Source organism: Bradyrhizobium sp. UNPA324 (assembly GCF_006658635.1).
In the GTDB taxonomy this organism is placed as follows: Bacteria; Pseudomonadota; Alphaproteobacteria; order Rhizobiales; family Xanthobacteraceae; genus Bradyrhizobium; species Bradyrhizobium nanningense.
Window position 1 is genome coordinate 3911209 of the sequence record NZ_LFJD01000004.1, and the last position, 21395, is coordinate 3932603.

Below are 21395 nucleotides of genomic sequence, written 5' to 3' on the forward strand. Positions count from 1 at the left end.
AGCAACGATGTCTCTGATCGAAGAAATCGACTACGGCACGCCGGTTTCCAAATCGACAACGATGGTCACGCTGACCATCGACGGCCATGAGGTCACGGTGCCCGAGGGCACCTCGATCATGCGCGCCGCGATGGATGCAGGTCATCAGATCCCGAAACTCTGCGCGACCGACATGGTCGACGCGTTCGGCTCGTGCCGGCTCTGCCTCGTCGAGATCGAAGGCCGCGCCGGAACGCCGGCCTCCTGCACCACGCCGGTCATGACGGGCCTCGTCGTGCACACCCAGACCGAGCGGCTCAAGAAGCTGCGCAAGGGCGTGATGGAGCTCTACATCTCCGACCACCCGCTCGACTGCCTCACCTGCGGCGCCAATGGCGATTGCGAATTGCAGGATATGGCTGGCGCCGTGGGCCTGCGCGACGTGCGCTACGGCTATGAGGGCGAGAACCATGTCTTCGCCAAGACTGACGGCTGCAGCAATGACAATTGGATGCCGAAGGACGAGTCCAACCCGTACTTCACCTACGATCCGTCCAAGTGCATCGTCTGCTCGCGCTGCGTCCGCGCCTGCGAGGAGGTGCAAGGCACCTTCGCGCTGACCATCTCGGGTCGCGGCTTCGACAGCCGGGTCTCGCCCGGCATGAGCGAGAGTTTTCTGGGCTCCGAATGCGTCTCCTGCGGCGCCTGCGTACAGGCCTGCCCGACCGCGACGCTGACCGAAAAGTCCGTGATCGAGATCGGCCAGCCCGAGCACTCGGTCGTCACCACCTGCGCATATTGCGGCGTCGGCTGCGCCTTCAAGGCCGAGATGCGCGGCGAGGAAGTGGTGCGCATGGTGCCGTACAAGGACGGCAAGGCCAATCGCGGTCATTCCTGCGTCAAGGGCCGCTTCGCCTGGGGTTACACCAACCACAAGGAGCGCATCCTTAAACCCATGATCCGCGAGCGGATCGAGGATCCCTGGCGCGAAGTGTCGTGGGACGAAGCGTTCTCCTTCGCCGCCGCCAGGATGCGCGGCATCCAGAAAAAGTACGGCCGCGACGCCATCGGCGGTATCACCTCATCCCGCTGCACCAACGAAGAGACCTATCTGGTGCAGAAGCTGATCCGCGCCGGCTTCGGCAACAACAATGTCGACACCTGCGCCCGCGTCTGCCACTCGCCGACCGGCTACGGCCTTGCCACCACCTTCGGCACCTCCGCAGGCACGCAGGATTTCGACTCGGTCGAGGACACCGACGTCGTCGTGATCATCGGCGCCAACCCCGCTTCCGCTCACCCGGTGTTCGCTTCTCGCTTAAAGAAGCGGCTGCGCCAGGGCGCCAAGCTGATCGTGATCGATCCGCGCCGCACCGAGATGGTGGAATCGCCGCATGTGAAGGCGCTGCACCTGCCCCTGATGCCCGGCACCAACGTTGCGGTCATGACCGCGCTGGCACATGTCATCGTCACCGAAGGCCTCGTCAACGAAGCCTTCGTGCGCGAGCGCTGCGACTGGAGCGAGTTCGAGGAATGGGCGGCCTTCGTCGCGCAGCCCAAGAACAGCCCGGAAGCCACCGCTATTCTCACCGGCGTCGATCCCAAGGTGCTGCGTGAGGCAGCCCGCACCTACGCCACCGGCGGCAATGGCGCGATCTATTACGGCCTCGGCGTCACCGAGCATAGCCAGGGCTCGACCACCGTGATCGCGATCGCCAACCTCGCGATGGCCACGGGCAATATCGGCCGCCCCGGCGTCGGCGTGAACCCGCTGCGCGGACAGAACAACGTGCAGGGCTCCTGCGACATGGGCTCGTTCCCGCACGAGCTGCCCGGTTACCGTCACATCTCCGGCGATGCCGTGCGCGACCAGTTCGAGGCGCTGTGGAACGTCAAGCTCAATCCCGAGCCGGGCCTGCGCATTCCCAACATGTTCGACGCCGCGGTCGAGGGCACCTTCATGGGGATCTACGTGCAGGGCGAGGACATCCTCCAGTCCGACCCCAACACCAGCCACGTCGTGGCGGCGCTGTCGGCGATGGAATGCGTCATTGTTCACGACCTCTTCCTCAACGAGACCGCCAACTACGCCCACGTCTTCCTGCCCGGCTCGAGCTTTCTCGAGAAAGACGGCACCTTCACCAACGCCGAGCGCCGCATCCAGCGCGTGCGCAAGGTGATGACGCCGAAGAACGGCATGGCCGACTGGGAGGTCACCATCGGCCTCGCCAAGGCGATGGGCTTCGAGATGAACTACAGCCACCCATCCGAGATCATGGACGAGATCGCGGCGCTGACCCCGACCTTTGCCGGCGTCTCCTACGCCAAGCTGGATGAGCTCGGCTCGGTGCAGTGGCCCTGCAACGAGAAGGCGCCCGAAGGCACGCCGGTGATGCATATCGACGGCTTCGTCCGCGGCAAGGGCAAGTTCGTCGTGACCGAATATGTCGCGACCGACGAGCGCACCGGGCCGCGCTATCCGCTGCTGCTCACGACCGGCCGCATCCTCAGCCAGTACAATGTTGGCGCGCAGACAAGGCGCACCGAGAACGTGGTCTGGCATGCCGAGGATCGCCTCGAGATCCATCCGCACGATGCCGAGCAGCGCGGCGTGCGCGACGGCGACTGGGTGCGGCTGAAGAGCCGCGCCGGCGAGACCACGCTGCGCGCGGAGATCACCGATCGCGTCGCCCTCGGCGTCGTCTACACCACCTTCCACCATCCGGACACGCAGGCCAACGTCATCACGACCGACTATTCGGACTGGGCGACCAATTGTCCCGAATACAAGGTCACGGCGGTGCAGGTCTCGCCCTCGAACGGCCCGTCGGACTGGCAGAAGGCCTATGACGCGCAGGCGCGGCAATCCCGCCGCATCGCGCCGGCTGAAGCCGCGGAGTAACGGCATGCACGTCGCGGTTCAGGCGATCGATCGCGGAATCTGGCGCAACGGTCTGGCGTCCGAAGGAACGCGTTTCATACCGGAGGAGACGCCGCTGGCGCTGACCTATAATGGCGGCACCTACGCCGTCATGATGGGAACGCCGCAGAACCTGGAAGATTTTGCGGTCGGCTTCAGCCTGGACGAAGGCATCATCAAGTCGGTCGACGACATCAAGTCGCTCGACATCGTTCGCCTCGACGACGGCATCGAGCTCAGGATGTGGCTGGCGCCGGACGATGCCGCCCGCATCAGCGAGCGCCGTCGCCATGTCGCCGGCCCCACTGGCTGCGGCATCTGCGGCATCGAGTCCATCGCCGAGGCAGTGCGACCCGCCGCGGTCGTGCCGCAGGGGCAGACCTTCACGCCGGAAGAAATCATGGCGGCGATGCAGGCGATCGCACCGCTGCAATCGATCAATCTGCAGACCCGCGCCGTTCACGCCGCCGCGTTCTGGTCCCCTGCCGGCAACATCGTCGCGCTGCGCGAGGACGTCGGCCGCCACAACGCGCTCGACAAGCTCGCGGGAGCCCTGGCGCGCAGCCGCACCGAGCCGCGCGGCGGCATGGTGCTGCTCACGAGCCGCGTTTCGGTCGAGATTGTGCAGAAGGCCGCCGCGATCGGCGCGCCGGTGATGGTCGCGGTGTCCGCGCCCACCGCGCTAGCAGTGCGCACCGCGGAAGCTGCCGGCATCACGCTGATTGCCATTGCCCGCCAGGACGGATTCGAAGTGTTTTCGCATGGTGACCGGGTTGTCGCCCGCCATGCCACGGAGGTTGCCGATGTCGCCTGACCGCCTGATCTACATGGCCAACCAGATCGGCAAGTTCTTCGAGAGCCAGGGCCACGGCAAGGCCGTGCCGGGGATTGCCGAGCACATCAAGAAATTCTGGGATCCCAGGATGAAGCGCGCGATCTTCGCTCATCTCGACGCCGGCGGCGCGGGCCTGGAGCCTGACGTCCGTGAGGCGCTTACCTCGCTGAAGGCGACGCCCCTTCCAGCAGCGCCCTGAACACCCGCCGCACCTCGCTCTGCGTCTCCTTCACGCGCGCCTCCAGCGAGGAGAAGTCCGGCGCGTCGCCGGCGCGCGCCATCACGCGCTGCAGATCGTTGCCGGCGGTTTCGGGCTTGAAGCGGTCGCTGACGCACAGCCGCAGGATCTGAGTCAAATCGTGATAGAGTCGCGCGGCGGCACGCAAGATCTCGGTCTCCGATTGCGGCAGCACGCCGAGCCTGCAGGCGTTTTCCAGCACCTGCATGGTGCTGACGTCCAGGATCTCCGGCTGGTCGTGCGCATGCACCAGTTGGAGATATTGCGCGATGAAGTCGATGTCGACCATGCCGCCCGCGGCATGTTTGAGATCCCAGCAATCGGCCTCGCCCTTCTCCTGGGCGATCGCGCGCCGCATGTCGGCAACGTCGTCGGCCGTGCTGACGGGATCGCGGCGGCGGGTCAGGACGTCGCGGATGACGCGCTCGATGCGTTCCCGGAATTCGGGCGAAGCCGACACCACGCGGGCACGCGTCAGGGCCATGTGCTCCCAGGTCCAGGCCTCGTTGGCCTGGTAATCCGCGAACGAGACGAGGCTCGAGGCCACGGGGCCGGCGCGCCCCGAGGGACGCAGCCGCATGTCGATCTCGTACAGCACGCCATAATTGGTGCGCGTCGTGAACGCGCTGATCAGGCGCTGGGTCAGGCGGGCAAAATAATGCGCGCCCTGAAGCGATTTCGGTCCATCTGAGTCCGGATTGTCGCTGTCGAAATCGTAGAGCAGGATCAGGTCGAGATCGGACGAGGCCGTCATCTCGCGGCTGCCGAGCCGGCCCATCGCGATGATCGCGGTCTCCTGGCCCTTGATCCGGCCGTGCTGGGCGGCGAAGCGATCGGCAACGAGGCCGTGCACGGTGTGGACGATGCCTTCGGCGACATCGGCAAAGGCCGTGCTCGCCTGCTGCGCCGAGACGGTGCCGGAGAGGATCCGCGTGCCGATCAGGAACAGGCTCTCCTGCCCGAACAGGCGCAGGCGATCGAGGAACTCTTCGTATGAGCCGGCGTCCTGCACGGTCGCAGCCAACCGTCCCGACAATTCCTGCCGGTCCGGCATGGCGCCAAAGAAGCGCGGATCGATCAGGCCATCCATCAGCTGCGGCTGCCGCACCAGCATTTCGCCGAGGCGGGGCGCGGCGCCCAGCACCAGCGCCACCAGCGCGACGAGCTCGCGGTTCTGGCCGAGCAGCGTGAACAGCCGGCCGCCGCGCTGGAGCGCCCCCAGGAACTGATCGAATGCCACGACGGCGCGATCCGGCTCCTCGGCATGGGCAAGACCGTCGATCAGGGCCGGCACGAATTCGACGAAGGCATTCCGCGTCGCCTCGTTGCGGAACACGCGATAGTCGCCGGTGACCCAATCGCGCACCGTCTGCGCCAATGCTGCAGGCTTCTTGAAGCCGAGCGTCGCGAGGTGCTGGAGCAGCCGCGGATCGTCAGGACCGGCACTGTAATCGAGCGCCGGCAGCTTGGCCGTGCCGGTCGGATCGTCGCCCTCGAACAGTTTTTCGTAGTGCCCCTGCACGATCTTGAGCTGTCGCAGCAGGTCGCTCGCAAAAGCTTCACGACCCGGATAGCCGAAGAAGCGCGCAAAACGCTCGACCGCGTCCTTGTCTTCGGGCAGCGCGTGGGTCTGCTCGTCGGCGATCATCTGGAGGCGATGCTCGACCCGGCGCAGGAATTCGTATGCAATGGTCAGCTCGTCGCGCGCAGCAAGGGTGATCCAGTTGCTGGAGGCGAGAATGTCGAGCGCTTTGAGCGTCGGCCGCACCCGCAATTCCGGATGGCGGCCGCCGGCGATCAATTGCTGGGTCTGCGCGAAGAACTCGATCTCGCGGATGCCGCCGCGGCCGACCTTGACATTATGCCCCTCCACCGCGACCTCGCTCTGGCCGCGATAGGTCTGCATCTGCCGCTTCATGTCGTGGACGTCGGCGAGCGCTGCGAAGTCGAGATGCTTGCGCCAGACGAAGGGCGCGATCTCGGCGAGCAATGCCTCGCCCGCTTTAAGATCGCCGGCGCAGGCACGGGCCTTGATCATCGCCGCGCGCTCCCAGGTGCGCCCTTCCCGCTCGTAATAGTTCAGCGCGGCGTCCCTGGAGATCGCCACCTGCGTCGAGGACGGATCGGGCCGCAGGCGCAGATCGACGCGGAAGACGTAACCTTCATAGGTGCGCTGCTGCAGGATGCGCGCCATCCCTTGCGTGACGCGGACGAAGAACGGCTGCGGCTCGATGTCCGCCGCCAGCGTCGTCGCGTCGGGATCGAAGAACACGATGAGATCGATGTCGCTGGAATAGTTCAGCTCGCCCGCCCCCATCTTGCCCATGGCGAGCACGATCAGCCCGCACCCCTCTTCGGGCGCCTCGGGATTGGGCGGCGAGATCTTGCCACGTGCGGCTTCCTGCCGCAGCAGGTATTGGAGCGCCGCCTGCACCGAGGACACTGCGACATCGGTCAGCGCCGCCGTCACCCGCATCACCGGCCAGACGCCACCGATGTCGCACAGGGCGGTCAGCAGCGCGGTCTCCGCTTTCATGCGGCGAAGCAGCCGCATCACCTCGGCCTCGTCCGCCGCCGCGAGCACCGCACCCCTCGCCTCCGCGATCAGGGCCGCCAGATGCGCATCCGGGTCGCATTCGAGCAGCCGGATCAGCCGCACCGCGTCGGCGCGCACCAGATCGAACAGATAGGGCGAGAATTCCGCGATACCGGCCAGGATGTCCCGGGCAAAGGGATGAGCCAGCAGCGCTTCGAGACGGGCCGATTGGGCCGGCTCGAGCTCGCTCAGCCAGCTTTCGAAATGTCGTTCGTCGGTTGTGGAAGCGGCAATATGGGGGGCTTCCGCGAAGCGTGCGGCCAGCCTCTCACCATGCTTGTCCGCGTTTCCCGGCGCGGAGTGGTTCATGCCACCTTCTGTGGCACATCCGGTATTGGCGGAGCAACCCTGTCGCCGGCACCGACGCGCGCGGGCAGCACCAGCGTGGCGACAAGGCCGGGCTGAGCGTCGCCCAACCTCAACTCGCCGCCATGCAATGTCGCAACCGCCGAGGCAAGACTGAGACCGAGGCCAGAGCCCGGCAGCGTGCGGCTTGCTTCCAGGCGCACGAATCGTTCGACCGCATGCGCGCGATCGGCCTCGGGGATGCCGGGACCGCGATCGGTGACGCTGAGCAGCACCTTGTCGCCGTCGCGCCTCGCCTCGATCATGATCTGCCGCGCGTCCATGCTGACCACGGTTCCGCCCGCCTGCGCGACCGGCTTGCCGTATTTGATCGCATTCTCGACCAGATTGGCGAGCGCCTGGCTGACCAATTCGCGGTTGGCGTGAATCGGGGTCGGATCGGCCTTGACCTTCAAGGTCATGCCATCGTCCTCGGCGAGCGGCTCATAGAGCTCGTGGATACCGTTGGCGACCTCGGCCGCGTCGAAATCATCCATGTTGCCGCGCGCCTGTCCGGACTCGGCGCGCGCGATCATCAGCAGCGCGTTGAAGGTGCGGATCAGACCGTCGGATTCCTCGATGGTCCGCTCCAGCGCCGCCCGGTAATCGGCCTCGCAGCCCGATCTTGCCAGCGCCTCCTCGGCACGGTTGCGCAAGCGCGTCAGCGGTGTCTTCAGATCATGGGCGATGTTGTCGGAGACCTCCTTCAGCCCCACCATCAGCGCCTCGATCCGCTCCAGCATGGCATTGAGGTTCTCGGCGAGGCGATCGAGCTCGTCGCCGCTGCGCCCGACCGGCAGGCGCTCGCTGAGATCGCCGGTCATGATGCGCTGCGTGGTCCCCGTCATGGCGTCGATGCGCCTCAGCACGCGGCGCGCGACGAAGACGCCGCCGCCGAGCCCGAGCACCACGACGATCAGGACCGACCATTGCGCGGCCTTGGCGACGATGCCGAACAGCCGCCGTCGCTCGGCGAGGTCGCGGCCGATCAGCAGACGGAAGCCGTTCTCGAGTTCGGTGACGCGCACCAGCGCACGATGGTCGCGGTCGTCGGCGTCCTCGAGGCGCCGGTAGGCGGTCTCCGACCAGCCGCGCGTCGCCATCACGCCGGGCGCCAGCGAGCCGACATTGCCGGCGATCGCCTGCCCGGTCGGCGTGGTCACGAGATAGAGGTTGGCCCCCGGCCGCAGCGCCCGATACTCGATCGCCAGCACGAGGCCGCGCAGGCCGCGGCGGCCGTAGATCTCGCTGATCTCCGAGGTCTCGGCGTTGACCGTCTGCGTGATCTCCTCGGTGATCAGCCGCCGCGTATTCCAGGCGAAATAGGCCAGCAGCGAGGCCGCGAACATCGCGAACAGCAGCAGATAGACCAGCGTGAGCCGGAATGCCGTGGTGCGGACGAGTTTACCGAATGCCGTCACGGATCATGTACCCGGCGCCGCGGATCGTGTGCAGCAGCGGCCGCTCGAATCCCTTGTCGATCTTGGAGCGCAATCGCGAAATGTGCACGTCGATCACGTTGGTCTGCGGATCGAAATGATAGTCCCAGACGTTCTCCAAGAGCATGGTGCGCGTCACCACCTGGCCGGCATGCTTCATCAGATATTCGAGCAGGCGGAATTCGCGCGGCTGCAGCGTCAGCTCGTCCTTGCCGCGGGCGACGCGGTGCGAGAGCCGGTCGAGCTCGAGATCGCCGACGCGGTAGAGCGTGTCCTCGGCGGGCCCGCCGCGGCGGCGCGACAGCACCTCGACCCGGGCCAGCAGCTCGGCGAAGGAATAGGGCTTTGGCAGATAGTCGTCGCCGCCGGCGCGCAGGCCCTTGATGCGGTCGTCGACCTGTCCGAGCGCGGAGAGAATCAGAACCGGTGCGGTGTTGCCCTTGTCGCGCAGCGCGCCGATCAGCGACAGACCGTCGCGCTTGGGCAGCATGCGGTCGACCACCAGCACGTCGTAATCGCCGTTCTCGGCCATGGCGAGGCCCTCCTCGCCATCGGCGGCGTGATCGGCAATGTGTCCGACTTCGCGAAACGCCTTCACGAGGTAGTCGGCGGATTCGCGGTCGTCTTCGATAATGAGGAGGCGCATCGTGCGTTCGGCGGCGGTCAAGGAGGTCAACCTTCTCTAAACATGGCGCGAGCGGCAATCGCATGCAAGCCGAGTGGGAGACGCTGGCATGGAGAAAAAGGCGGGCGGTGAAGCTGGGGGGACTCCACCGCCCTAGGCCTTCCGACGGAGGGGGGCATTTTTCCACCGGAAGGTAGCAAGGGGAAGCTATTGTAACGCTGCCTCCCCGAAGGGCGCCGGCGGCTGGGGCGACTGATGCCGGCGACGCCCTTCATCTCAAAAGCCTCCTAAAGGCTTATCCCTTGGCGAGGGGCACCGCGACGAAGCGCGACTGGCCGCCGCTCTTCACGCGCATCAGGACGCTGTTCTTGTTCTCGGTCCGCGCCGTGTTGATGGCATCGCGGACCTCGCCTGCGGTGGCGACGCTCTTGCCGCCGACTTCGAGAATCACGTCGCCTTCCTTGAAGCCGCGTTCGGCCGCGGCGCTCTTCGGATCGACTTCGGTGACCACGACGCCTTCCTTGCCGGCACCGGCCACGGAATTGGCGGGCGCAACGGTCATGCCGAGCTTGGGCACGTCAGTGCCCTTGGTCGCACCCTTGCCGCTGTCATTGTCGTTGTCGGCCTTGGCCTCGACCGTGTTCGGCAGCTGGCCGAGGGTGAGGTTGACGACCTTATCCTGGCCCTTGTGCAGCACGTTGAGCTTCACGGTCGCGCCGGGCGCCATGCCGCCGATGGTGCGGGCAAGCTCGCGGGCGTCCTTGACGGACTCGCCGTTGACCGACGTGATCACGTCGCCGGATTCGATGCCGGCCTTCGCGGCCGGACCATTGGCCTGCGGCTCCGCCACCAGCGCGCCTTCGGCCTTCTTCATGCCGAGGCTGTCGGCGATGTCGGACGTGACGGGCTGAATCTGCACGCCGATCCAGCCGCGGCTGACCGAACCCTTGTCCTTGAGCTGGGCGACCACGCTCTTCACGGTGCTCGCCGGAATCGAGAACGCGATGCCGACGCTGCCGCCGGAAGGCGAGTAGATCGCGGTGTTGACGCCCATCACCTCGCCGTTGGTGTCGAAGGCCGGGCCGCCGGAATTGCCCTTGTTCACGGGCGCGTCGATCTGGATGAAATCGTCATAGGGACCGTTGCCGATGTCGCGGCCGCTCGCCGAAACGATGCCCGCGGTCACGGTGCCGCCGAGACCGAAGGGATTGCCGACCGCGAGCACCCAGTCGCCGATCCGCGGCTTGGCGTCGGCGAGCTTGGCGAACGGGAAGTTCGAGCTGCCCTCGACCTTGATCAAGGCAAGGTCGGTGCGCTGGTCGGTGCCGATCACCTTGGCGGTGTAGGTCTTGCCGTCGTCGGTGGTGACCTCGACCTTGTCGGCGCCGTCGACGACGTGGTTGTTGGTCACGGCAAAGCCGTCAGGCGAGATGAAGAAGCCGGAGCCCTGGCCCTGCACGACGCGGCCGCGGCCGCCCTTCATGCCCGGGGGGAAACCATCCGGACCACCGAAGCGGCGGAAGAAGCGCTCCATCGGCGAGCCCGGCTGGAACGGCGAGGAGGAATCGTCGCCGTCATCGTTGCTCGCGGTCTTTTCCTTGATGTTGACCTTCACCGAGATCACCGACGGCTTCACGCGCTCGACGATGTCGGCGAAGCCGATGGGACGTTCGACCTTTCGGACCTCGTTGTTGACCTGCGCATGCGCCGGGCTCGAGAACAGGTCGGCCGGCGAGGTCGACGGGCCAAAGCCATAGACGGCCGCGCCAAGGCCGGCGACGACCGAGGCCATCAGCGCGAATTTGCGCGCAGAGAAGACCGAGCGGGGCTGCCGGTAGGACGGAAGGTTCGAGAGGTCGGGACGGTCGGTCATGCAGAGATCTCCAGGGCCTTGAAATCCATGTGATGCCTGAGAGCGGCACCTTACGGACCTGAAGATGGGGACTCCCGCCTTACCGTGCGCTGGCGGCGGGGTTAAACTTTCGTAATGAAAGGACGAGGCCGATGCGGCAGTTTAGCGCAGGCTGAAAATTGTGATTCCCCAGGAACTTAACCGAGTTCCCGTGACGGCGCGGGAGAGGCTTTTTGTGCGCTCTAGCTCGCTCTGACGCTGACGATGAACTCGTCGACTTCGCGCTTCAAGGTCTCGGCCTGCTGCGACAGATCGACCGCCGAATCCCGCGCCTCGGCCGCCATGCGGCCGGTCTCCGCGGACGTCGAGGTGATCTGGGCGATGTGGTTGGAGACGTCGAGGGTGCCGCGCGCGGCGTCCTGGGCGCTGCGCGTGATCTCCTGCGTCGCGTTACGCTGCTGGGAGGTGTCGACCTCGATGCCGGACATGATGGACGAGATCTCCGACAGCGTCTTGGAGATGCCGTCGATCGCGTCGCGCGTCTGTGCGGTGATGCCCTGAATGCTGGCGACGTGGGAGGTGATCTCCTCTGTCGCCTTGCTGGTCTGATGCGCCAGATTCTTCACCTCGGAGGCGACCACCGCGAACCCCTTGCCGGCCTCCCCTGCCCGTGCCGCCTCGATGGTGGCATTCAGCGCCAGCAGATTGGTCTGCGAGGCGATCGCCTGCACGAGCTGGACGACCTCGCCGATCTTGTCGGCGGCGTCCGATAGCGTGTGGATGGTGTCACGGCTCTTCTCCGCCTGGGACGCCGCGCCTTCGGCGCGCTGGGTCGCGTCCGTGACGCGGCGGCTGATCGTGCCGATCGAATTCGTCATCTCCCCGGCAGAACCTGCCACCGTCTGCACGCTGCCGCTCGCCAGGCTCGCGGCGCTCGCGACCGCATTGGCCTTGGTGCTGGTGTCGTTGGCCGTCCGTGACAACGTCTCGGCGTTGCTCTTCAGATGCACGGCTGATGACGCCACGCTGTCGACGACGCTGGCGACGAGGTCGTTGAAGCGCTTGATCCGGTCGTCCAGGAATTTCGATCGCTCGGCCTGGTGCTGCGCTTCGTGGAGCTGCCGTTCGGTGAGGTGGCGCCGCTCGAGGCCGTTGGTCTTGAAGACCTCCAGCGCGCCGGCGAGCAGGCCGATCTCGTTGCTGCGGCCGAGTCCTGGGACCGATGTCTCGAACTTCTGATCGGCGACCTCGCGCATCGCATGGACGATCGCCGCCAGGGGATTGATGATGCCGTTGCGGACGGCGAACCAGGTGGTGAGGCAGATCGCGGCGGCGACGACGGCGATCACGCCGCAGGCGGCCAGGAAGTAGGAGAACGCGGCCTGCGCCTGCTGATAGGTCTGCATGGCGTGATCGCGCGCGGGGCCGCTCAGCGCGGCGAAGTCCGAGGACAGGCTGGTGATCTCGTTGTTGAGATAGAGCACCGCAATGAAGCCGGTGCCTCCGCCGATACCCAGCAGAAACAATAATGCAGCGACCACGGCGCCGACCAGGAAGCGGATCGTCAGATTGCTGTTCGCGAACATCGGGGGACTCAGAGTCTGGAATCGAAACTCGCGACAAGCTTCCAGACAAAGGTCAATATAGCATGAAGCACGCGGCGGCGGTCGCAGCTTACGTAGCATTACGTAGCCAGGACGACATCGCGCCGCTAGGAAGACTTGGTCTCGTCGGACATCAAGGCCGCGAGCCGCGCCTGTTCGTCGGGCGTGAGCGGCGGCGCCGGTACGTCTGCACCGCCATGCGCGCGACGCCGGATTTGCAGCCACAGTGCCACGCCGCCCCCGATCAGCAGCAGCGGCCCGAGCAGCCACAGCAGCAGGGTCTGACGCTCGAAGCGCGGTTTCAACAGCACGAACTCGCCGTAGCGCGCGACCAGGAAGTCGAGCACCTGCGAGTTGCTGTCGCCGGCGCCGATGCGCTCGCGCACCAGGAGCCGCAGGTCGCGTGCTAGCGGCGCATCGGAATCGTCGATCGACTGGTTCTGGCAGACCATGCAGCGGAGCTCGCGCGACAGCTCGCGCGCACGGGCTTCCTTGGCGGGATCCGACATGATCTCGTCGGGCTGCACCGCGTGGGCCGCGGGCAAAGCCAGCAGCATCAGCAGGGCGAACGCGGCCATCATCCGGCGCATCGAATCACTCCGCCGGCTGGAGGCGCTGCTTGGACCGCGCCGGCTTCGGCGCGCCGACCCGCAGGCGCCGGTCGGACAGCGACAGCACGCCGCCGAACGCCATCAGCACCGGTCCCCACCAGATCAGGAGCACCATCGGCTTGTAATAGATGCGCACCGCGATGGCGCCCTCGGCCGTGGTGTCGCCGAGCGAGATATAGAGCTGGCTCGCGCCGCGCGTCAGCAGCGCGGCCTCGGTGGTCGACGAGCCGCGGGTGGAGAAGCTGCGCTTCGAAGGCGTCATGACGCTGAGGGGCTGACCATCGCGGCTGACGTTGAACTCGGCGATCATCTCACGATAGTTCGGGCCTTGATGCTGCAGCAACCCGTCGAGCTTGACGTCGAAGCCGGCGATCTGTGCGACGTCGTTCTGCTTCATCGTCGCGATATATTCGCTGTTCCAGGTGGTCTCGCAGACGATCCCGATCAGCGCCACGCCGAGGCCGGCATGCGCAAACGCGGTGCCCCAGGCCGAGCGCGGCAGGCCGCGGGCCCGGTGCAGCACCGTCGCGAACGGCAGCCGCACGAGGCCGGTCCGCTCGACGATGTCGGTGACGGCACCGGCGATGACGAAGACACCAAGCCCGATCGCAAGCGGCGCCAGCGTGCTGCCGCCCGTCGTCCAGCCCCAGACGATAGCGACGGCGACGAGCCCGGCAACGCCCGCAGCTAACAGGCGCTGCGTCACGCCGAGCAGATCGCCGCGCTTCCATGCCAGCATCGGCCCGAACGGCACGGCGAGCAGCAACAGGGCAAACAGCGGCGCGAAGGTCAGGTTGTAGAACGGCGCACCGACCGACATCTTGAAGTCGGCGAGCATCTCCATCGCCAGCGGATACAGCGTGCCGAACAGCACGACGGCGCAGGCAACCGTGAGCAGCAGATTGTTCAGCACCAGCGCTCCCTCGCGCGAGATCGGCGCGAACAGGCCGCCCTGCTTCAACGACGTCGCGCGGCCCGCGAACAGCGCCAGGCTGCCGCCGATGAACAGGCAGAGGATCAGCAGAATGAACACGCCGCGGGTGGGATCGGTGGCGAAGGCGTGCACCGAGGTGATGACGCCCGAACGCACCAGGAAGGTGCCGAGCAGCGACAGCGAGAAGGTCAGGATCGAGAGCAGGATGGTCCAGACCTTCAGCGCGTTGCGCTTCTCCATCACCAGGGCCGAGTGGAGCAGCGCGGTGCCGGAGAGCCACGGCATCAGCGAGGCGTTCTCGACCGGATCCCAGAACCACCAGCCGCCCCAGCCGAGCTCGTAATAGGCCCAGTACGAGCCCATGGCGATGCCGAGCGTCAGGAAGATCCAGGCAACCAGCGTCCACGGCCGCACCCAGCGCGCCCAGGCCGCGTCGATCCGCCCCTCCATCAGCGCCGCGATGGCAAAGGAGAACGAGATCGAGAAGCCGACATAGCCGAGATAGAGCATCGGCGGATGCACGGCGAGCCCGACATCCTGGAGCACCGGATTGAGATCACGTCCCTCGATCGGCGGGCTCGCGATACGCAGGAACGGGTTCGACGTCACGAGGATGAAGAGATAGAAGGCGCTGGCGACCCAGGCCTGGACGGCGAGCACATGCGCGCGCAGCGACAGCGGCAAATTGTTGCCGAAGGCCGCGACCAGCCCGCCGAACAGCGCGAGGATCGACACCCACAACAGCATCGAGCCTTCATGGTTTCCCCACACGCCGGTGATCTTGTAGAGCAGCGGCTTCATCGAGTGGGAATTCTCGTACACGTTGGCGACGGAGAAATCCGAGTTCACGTGCAACATCACGAGAGCTATGAACGAAGCGCCGACGAACAGGAGCTGCGCCAGCGCCGTGGAGCGCGCCACGTTCATGAGCGCTGCGTCGCGCAGCCGCGCGCCGATCAGGGGCACGACGGACTGGATCAGTGCGAGCCCAAGCGCCAGCACCAGCGCGTAATGTCCGGATTCTGCGATCACCGCACCGCTCCTTGCGGATTGCCCTGCGCGGTCGTCGCCGCCGGCTTGCCTGCATCAGACGTCTTGCCGCTGCCAGAAGGCTTGCCGCCGTAATCGTCTTTCCAGTGCCCCTGCTTTTTCAGAGCATCGGCGACGTCCTTGGGCATGTAGGTCTCGTCGTGCTTGGCAAGCACGGTATCGGCCTTGAACACGCCATTGGCATCGAGCGCACCTTCGGCGACGACGCCCTGCCCCTCGCGGAACAGGTCCGGCAGGATGCCCTTGTAGGCCACCGGCAGCTTGGCGTTGCCGTCGGCGACCTCGAAGGTCACCGCGAGATTGTCGCCGCGCTGAAGTGAGCCCGGCTGCACCAGCCCACCGAGACGAAACCGCCGGCCAGGCTCGACGTGCTTCTCAGCGACCATGGTCGGCGTCGAGAAGAACACGATGGAGTCGCGAAGGGCGTTGAGGACCAGCGCGGCCGCGAGCGCAAGCACGGCGAGCGAGCCGCCGATGATGGTCATACGTCGCTGCTTGCGCGTCATGGCGTATCCGTTCTCCGCGTCTCTCGTTCCGACATCGTCATCCGCCGAGCCCCAGGGTCTTGAGGCCTTCGTTGAGCTGGCGAAGCCGATCGGCATCGCTGGCAACCGCCTGCCGGGCATCGACTGACGCCCCCATCGCCTTGCCACGGTCGCCCATCACGAGATAGGCGCGCACCAGGCGCAGCCATCCATCGACGTCGTCGCCGTTCTGCTTCAACCTTGTGGCCAGGCGTTCGACCATGCCGCGCACCATTGCGTTGCGATCGCCTTCGGCCATGTCCTTGGAAGCAGCAATGGTTTCATCGGACAGCGCCGGCATCGTGCCGCCGCCGCCGACCCGCGCCAGCGAGGTCTGCACCAGGGCGCGCCAGGGCGCATCTGCGGGTGCTTTCGCAAGCAGCGCGCGCCAAATATTGGCTGCGTCGTCTTTGCGGCCGTCCTGCTCGGCGGCGAGACCGAGGAAGTAGTTAGCCTTGGGATCGTCGGCGCTCAAGGCGTGAGCCCGCTCGAATTCAGACTTGGCTTCGGCTGTTACGACGCCGCCGGCGGCGGCCGAGAGCGCTTCGCCAAGATCGGCCCGGCGCTCCGCGCTTTCGCCATTGTAGGTGAGCGAGTTGCGATAGGCGCGCACCGCATCGTCGAAACGGCCAAGCCGCTGCAGCACCGGCGCGAGCACGTTCCAGCCGCGGCCGTCGGTCGGATTCTTCTCCAGATGCTGCTGGACCTGCTCGACGAGGTTCTCGAGCGACTGCGCCTTGCCCGGCGCGCGCTCCCGTTGTGCCAGCGGAAAGTCCTGAAGCCGGGGCGAGCCGAGCGGCATGTAGACGGCGATCGCAACCAGCGGCAGGCCGGCGAGCGCCAGCACGGCCGCCACACGGCGCCATTTCAAATTCGACGTCGGTGCGACTTCGGGTTCGCTGGCGGCCGCGGCAAGCAGCCTGCGGCTGATCTCGACGCGCGCAGCCTCGGCGTCCGGCGCGGGAATCAAGCCTGCGGCGAGATCACGCTCGATCTCGGCCAGCTGGTCCTTGTAGACCGCGACCTCGCTACCTTGATTCTGGGCGCGTTCCTTGCGGCCAAGCGGCCAAAGCACGGCGAAAATCGCCGCGACCGTCATCAGCGCGAACACGAACCATAGCGTCATCTGGCAAGCTTCCGGCAGCGCACGAACCGCGCCCATAGGTGGCTTTACACCACGGCCGGATGATGCGGCAATTGACAATTGTCAATTTGGCGCGACCGCACGCAGTCTCGAAACGGTGCAAATCCAACGGCTTAGGCGATCTCGAAATCCGCACTTTGCGCGGCGGCCTCGCCGTGGCCGTTGAAAGCCTTCAGGAAGTACGTTCCGGGCGTGACGGCTTCCGGCAATCTGATGCGCAGCGCGCCGACCGGAACCGGAGACGCAACCCGCGTGAGGGTCTCGGACCATTGCCGACCGCTTGCCTTCTCGACTAGCACCACTTTGGCGCCGACCATCAGCCTTTGATACTTGGCAACGACGACGCGGTTCTCAATTTCGATCGAGCTGATAACGGGTTTCATGCGCCACAAATAGAGGTTCCCCGAGCTTGCGCGGGAACCGTACGGCGCGCCAGCGGCAGGGTCAACCAGAAATTGTGACCACGAAAATATGCGCTTGGATCAGCTCGCGCGCGACGATTTGCGCTCGCCCGTCGCGGCGTTCTGCGCGGCCCTGCTCATCAGCGAGGCGTAATCGTCGCCAAACAGCACCTGGCAGAAGCGAATCGCGGCGTCCACCTGTTGTTGTCGATAGGTGCGGACCTTGTGATCGGCGGCCCGCAACGACTGCACCAGCTGCTCGGTCGAGCGTTCGACATATTGCTGGAGATCGGAATAGGTGCGCAGCGTCACCTCGTTGATTGCAAGCTCGCTCGCATAGTTGCGGCAGGTCGCGACGAAATCGATCAGCGCCACGGTCTCTTCCACCTCGGTGCTGTCGATCCGAGCCCCCGGCGGAATGTCCTTCTCGGGGCGCTGGCGCAGGATGCGGCGGACGCGGCCGGGAACGCTGTCGATCTCGGATTGCAGCGCATTGGAGATGTCGGCCCGGATCGAGGTCAGCTGCTTGCCCCAGGTGGAATCGTTGCGCAGGTCGAGCTCGGTGCGCAGGCCGCGCACGCCGTCGTGCAACGCCTTGAGATTGCCGGCCACGTTGTCGAAATGGCCGCGCTTGATGTCCATGCGCAAGGTGGCCGCGACACAGGACAGATCGTGGAGCGCGATGGTGACGGCGACGCCGTAAGGCGTCGCCGCGACGCGGATCTCGTCATCGGAGGCGGCAATCTTGATGGCGAGACGAATGATCTGCCACGGCGCGGTCATCCGCTGCATCACGATCGACAGCGCGAAGGGCAGCAGCTGCGGCGTCTGAAGCACCGGAATGTTGAGCGCCGACGTCACCGAGACGATCTGGGAATCGCCGAAGGCGCGCAAGGTGCGCGGCAGCTTCTCGCTCAGGCCGGCGATGGCCTCTCGGACCTGAAGCACCGCTCCGATCGAGTAGAGATCCTCGATCACGTTGGGCGGGCCGACCCGGGCCAGCGCGCGCGATTTGTCGCCGCCGCCGGGACCCGTCAGCTCGAAAATGGCATCGGCAGCCACGGCTTGAAGCTTCTGCGCCAAGGCCTCGACCTGCCCCGCACTGTCGGCTGGCATGCGCGCCAGCGCCGCTTCGAATTCGTTGACCTTGGCCGGCGCGCCGTCGCGGCCGAGCCATTGCCAGATCGGCTGCAGCGAGGAGCGGCGGATCTGACCGACCCGTATCGGGGCGCCCGCTTCGACCAGGAACGGTTCCAGCACCTGGAACAGCAGCCGCGACAGATCGTCCGTGCGCGGCGGCGGGGCCTCATCGGCTTCGGTCTTGCGGACGATCTTACGCAACTGCTCGAGCACGAGGGTCGCCACCGCGGTGTCCTGGCCGCGCTCGAGCGCACGCTCGAACTCCCGCATCAGCAGCGCCTGCGCCTGCGGCGGGAGCTGCGCGAGATATTCCCTCAGCCGCTCGATCGATGTCTGGCTCATGCGCCCGGGTAATGCACGGTAAAATGGCGGACATGGATGCGTCCGGGCGCGATCATAAGAGGGCCCACTTAAGAAGCCGTTTAGGAAGTCGGACCGAATCCCCTTGATTGGCCTCGTCCGGCCCCTGGCGAGGACGAAAAACCGCGTCGGAACAAAGGATTATATTCCCGGAAGGATCAGTTCGGCCCGCAGGCCGCCGGTTGGCGCGCCGCCGAGCGAGAGGCTGCCGCCGTAGAGCGCGGCGAGGTCGGTCACGATCGACAGTCCCAGTCCCGAGCCGGGCTTGGACTCGTCGAGCCGCTGGCCGCGCCGGGAGACCTGGGCGCGCTCGGCCTCCGACAGGCCCCGGCCGTCGTCATCGACGATGATCCGCAGCCGTGGGCCCACCCCCGCCTGGGGCGGCGTCTCCACCAGGGCCTCGATGAAGACGCGTGAGGCTGCCCATTTGCAGGCATTGTCGACGAGATTGCCGACCATCTCTTCCAGATCCTGGCGCTCGCCGCGAAATTTCGCCGAATGATCGGCCTTGGCCTCGACCGCGATGCCCCGATCACGATGGATCTTCTCCATGGTCCGCCGCAGTGCCTCGATGGTGGGCGCCACCTCGGTCACGGTCGCGACCACCGAGACCCGCGCTGCGATGCGCGCACGCTCCAGATGATGGGCGACCTGGTCGCGCATCACGTCCGCCTGCTCCATCACCTTGGCCGCGAAGGGATCGGCGAGGTGGGCGCCGGCCTCGTTGACGATGACCGAGAGCGGCGTCTTGATCGCGTGGGCGAGATTGCCGACGTGGGTGCGCGCGCGCTCGACGATCTCGCGATTGGCATCGATCAGTGCGTTGGTCTCGCGCGCCAATGGCGCGATCTCGACCGGGAATTCGCCCTCGAGCCGCTCCGCCCGCCCGGAGCGGATGTCGGCGATCGATTCGGAGATGCGCTTGAGCGGCGCGAGGCCGAAGCGGACCTGGAACACGGTGGTCAGCAGCAGCACGATGCCGAGCGCGGTGAAGGTGCCGCCGAGATAATAGTCGAAGCTGCGCGTCTCGTCGAATATCTCGGTGTCGTCGCCGGCGACGCTGACCAGAAATTTGCCGTCGGCGCCGAGATCGACGGGACGTTCGACCATGCGCAGGTTCTGCCCTTCGGGACCGTCGACATAGGCGAGGCGAATGCCGGCAGCGGTGAGCTCGGTGCCCTGCTCCTCCAGCTTCGGCAGCTTCTTGTCCCAGAGCGAGCGCGAGGAGCGCACTTCCGGCTTTTCGGTGTCGGTCCGGGTGATCTGCCAGTACCAGCCCGACAGCGGCAGCTCGAACAAGGGCTCGCCCAGCGACTGGAACTGGCGGTCCGGCGGCTCGTCGGGAGTCGCGACCTCGGCGATGAGGGTGCGCAGATAGAGGTTGAGCCGGCGGTCGAAGGCGCGCTCGGTGGCATTCTTGTAGACCGACGACAGCACCACGCCGGTGATGGCCAGGATCACCACGAGCCAGGCGGTCGCCGACAGGAACAGTCGGTTGGCAAGTGAGCTAGCGGCCATCGGAACGATCCCGGGAGGCGCAGGATGACAGGGCGTCGGAGGTCATGACCGGACCAAGGCCCCTGTCGCGCGGCCCGTCAAGCCCCGGAACGCGTCAGGCCGCCGGCGGGGTCAGGAGATAGCCGAGGCCGCGGACCGTCTGGATGATGTCGACATCGAGCTTCTTGCGGATGCGGCCGACGAACACCTCGATCGTATTGGAGTCGCGGTCAAAGTCCTGGTCGTAGAGATGCTCGACCAGCTCGGTGCGGGAGACCACCCGCCCGGAATGGTGCATGAGGTAGGCCAGAAGCCGATATTCGTGCGAGGTCATCTTGACGGGATTACCGGAGACGCTGACCCGGCCGGTCCTGGTATCGAGCGTGACGGGGCCGCAGCTGAGCTCGCTCTGGGCATGGCCGGTCGAACGGCGCAGCAGCGCGCGGATGCGTGCCAGCACTTCCTCCAGGTGGAACGGCTTTGCGACATAGTCGTCGGCGCCGGCATCGAAGCCCTGCACCTTGTCGCTCCAACGGTCGCGCGCGGTGAGGATCAGCACCGGCATGGTGCGACCGTTGCGGCGCCAAGCCTCCAGCACCGAGATGCCGTCCTTCTTCGGCAGACCGATGTCGAGCACGACGGCATCATACGGCTCGTTGTCGCCGAGATAGTGCCCCTCCTCCCCGTCGAAGGCCCGATCGACGACATAGCCGGCGTCGGTCAGCGCCTTGGTGAGCTGGCGATTGAGATCGGGGTCGTCCTCAACAACGAGCAGGCGCACGCTTCTCTCCCGAAATAGACCGCGACAACACCGCGCCAGATGAGCAATTCCGGCGTGAACCGAATATGAACGCCGGGAACCTGCGGCGTTACTTTTTGGTCATATACGATGTGTTTGCGGCCAACGCGACAGCGCCCGCCCTGCGACCGGACGAGCCGGCAGCAGGACGGGCGCTATGTGCCGCGTGCCGCGGCGCTTCGGGAGGTCCGCCCTTCCCGTGAATTCGGCCGTCAGGTCCGGAAGAACACGAACCAGATGACGGCGAGGATCAGGATCGCAAGCCCGGTCGAAATGGCGAGCAGCGCCGCCACCGAAGGCCCCGGCTCGCCCTGGCGCGCCTCGGTCGGAGTTTCCACGATCTGATGCTGCTCTCGCGTGGTTGCCATGGTGCCCTCAATCTCTGGATGTCGCTTCCGATAGCCGCGACCTCCTCGCAGCCGATGTCCTGAGCCAACGCGTGATTGGATATGATGTTCCGGCTTTTGCGCAGGGATCGGGCAAGCGGCAGCATGGCCCAGCG

At 66.2% G+C, this 21395-nt stretch carries 17 protein-coding genes; 3 read left to right on the forward strand and 14 right to left on the reverse strand.

Annotated elements, in window-relative coordinates:
• Positions 1 to 7: 7 nt before the first annotated feature.
• Genes fdhF through UNPA324_RS18935 form a run of 3 tightly spaced genes read left to right on the forward strand, consistent with a single transcriptional unit; the run spans position 8 to position 3933 of the window.
• Entirely contained in the window at positions 8 to 2881 is a 2874-nt protein-coding gene (fdhF, locus tag UNPA324_RS18925) for a formate dehydrogenase subunit alpha (protein WP_141935368.1), read from the forward strand.
• A 4-nt stretch (positions 2882 to 2885) separates the two neighbouring features.
• A complete protein-coding gene (gene fdhD / locus UNPA324_RS18930) occupies positions 2886 to 3713 on the forward strand; it encodes a formate dehydrogenase accessory sulfurtransferase FdhD (protein WP_141935370.1) in 828 nt (275 codons plus the stop codon).
• Positions 3703 to 3933, forward strand: coding sequence for a formate dehydrogenase subunit delta (locus tag UNPA324_RS18935; protein WP_181769441.1), 231 nt, complete (start codon positions 3703 to 3705; stop codon positions 3931 to 3933). Before fdhD ends, UNPA324_RS18935 begins: the two co-directional genes overlap by 11 nt.
• On the opposite strand, the gene UNPA324_RS18940 is transcribed toward UNPA324_RS18935, so the two are convergent.
• The 14 genes from UNPA324_RS18940 to UNPA324_RS35210 form a co-directional block, all read right to left on the reverse strand.
• On the reverse strand, positions 3893 to 6877 hold the full coding sequence (locus UNPA324_RS18940; RefSeq protein WP_141935375.1) for a bifunctional [glutamine synthetase] adenylyltransferase/[glutamine synthetase]-adenylyl-L-tyrosine phosphorylase: 2985 nt from the start codon (positions 6875 to 6877) through the stop codon (positions 3893 to 3895). The two genes, UNPA324_RS18935 and UNPA324_RS18940, sit on opposite strands and share 41 nt — an antisense overlap.
• Positions 6874 to 8334: a sensor histidine kinase gene (locus UNPA324_RS18945; protein ID WP_141935377.1), complete on the reverse strand. Its 1461-nt coding sequence runs from the start codon at positions 8332 to 8334 to the stop codon at positions 6874 to 6876. Before UNPA324_RS18945 ends, UNPA324_RS18940 begins: the two co-directional genes overlap by 4 nt.
• Entirely contained in the window at positions 8318 to 8998 is a 681-nt protein-coding gene (locus tag UNPA324_RS18950; protein WP_039185038.1) for a response regulator transcription factor, read from the reverse strand. The genes UNPA324_RS18945 and UNPA324_RS18950 overlap by 17 nt, the downstream gene beginning before the upstream one ends.
• A gap of 274 nt (positions 8999 to 9272) precedes the next feature.
• A complete protein-coding gene (locus UNPA324_RS18955; RefSeq protein ID WP_128918983.1) occupies positions 9273 to 10850 on the reverse strand; it encodes a Do family serine endopeptidase in 1578 nt (525 codons plus the stop codon).
• Between the two features lie 221 nt (positions 10851 to 11071).
• Positions 11072 to 12415 (reverse strand): methyl-accepting chemotaxis protein, encoded by a 1344-nt coding sequence (locus UNPA324_RS18960; protein ID WP_128918982.1) that lies wholly within the window; start codon positions 12413 to 12415, stop codon positions 11072 to 11074.
• 125 nt (positions 12416 to 12540) lie between these two features.
• Positions 12541 to 13023, reverse strand: coding sequence for a cytochrome c-type biogenesis protein (locus UNPA324_RS18965; RefSeq protein ID WP_128918981.1), 483 nt, complete (start codon positions 13021 to 13023; stop codon positions 12541 to 12543).
• Positions 13024 to 13027: 4 nt separating this feature from the next.
• Positions 13028 to 15010, reverse strand: coding sequence for a heme lyase CcmF/NrfE family subunit (locus tag UNPA324_RS18970; RefSeq protein ID WP_128918980.1), 1983 nt, complete (start codon positions 15008 to 15010; stop codon positions 13028 to 13030).
• Entirely contained in the window at positions 15007 to 15534 is a 528-nt protein-coding gene (gene ccmE, locus UNPA324_RS18975; protein ID WP_141935379.1) for a cytochrome c maturation protein CcmE, read from the reverse strand. Before ccmE ends, UNPA324_RS18970 begins: the two co-directional genes overlap by 4 nt.
• Before the next feature lie 37 nt (positions 15535 to 15571).
• Positions 15572 to 16678: a c-type cytochrome biogenesis protein CcmI gene (ccmI, locus tag UNPA324_RS18980; RefSeq protein ID WP_141935381.1), complete on the reverse strand. Its 1107-nt coding sequence runs from the start codon at positions 16676 to 16678 to the stop codon at positions 15572 to 15574.
• Between the two features lie 131 nt (positions 16679 to 16809).
• Complete coding sequence (locus UNPA324_RS18985; protein WP_128918977.1) at positions 16810 to 17079, reverse strand: hypothetical protein; 270 nt, start codon at positions 17077 to 17079, stop codon at positions 16810 to 16812.
• Between the two features lie 99 nt (positions 17080 to 17178).
• Complete coding sequence (locus UNPA324_RS18990; protein ID WP_128918976.1) at positions 17179 to 18579, reverse strand: hypothetical protein; 1401 nt, start codon at positions 18577 to 18579, stop codon at positions 17179 to 17181.
• Between the two features lie 159 nt (positions 18580 to 18738).
• Positions 18739 to 20115, reverse strand: a complete 1377-nt coding sequence (locus UNPA324_RS18995; RefSeq protein WP_128918975.1) for an ATP-binding protein — start codon at positions 20113 to 20115, stop codon at positions 18739 to 18741.
• 94 nt (positions 20116 to 20209) lie between these two features.
• Positions 20210 to 20875 (reverse strand): response regulator transcription factor, encoded by a 666-nt coding sequence (locus UNPA324_RS19000; RefSeq protein ID WP_018315821.1) that lies wholly within the window; start codon positions 20873 to 20875, stop codon positions 20210 to 20212.
• Between the two features lie 230 nt (positions 20876 to 21105).
• Positions 21106 to 21261 (reverse strand): hypothetical protein, encoded by a 156-nt coding sequence (locus UNPA324_RS35210; RefSeq protein ID WP_164936196.1) that lies wholly within the window; start codon positions 21259 to 21261, stop codon positions 21106 to 21108.
• Between the last annotated feature and the right edge of the window lie 134 nt (positions 21262 to 21395).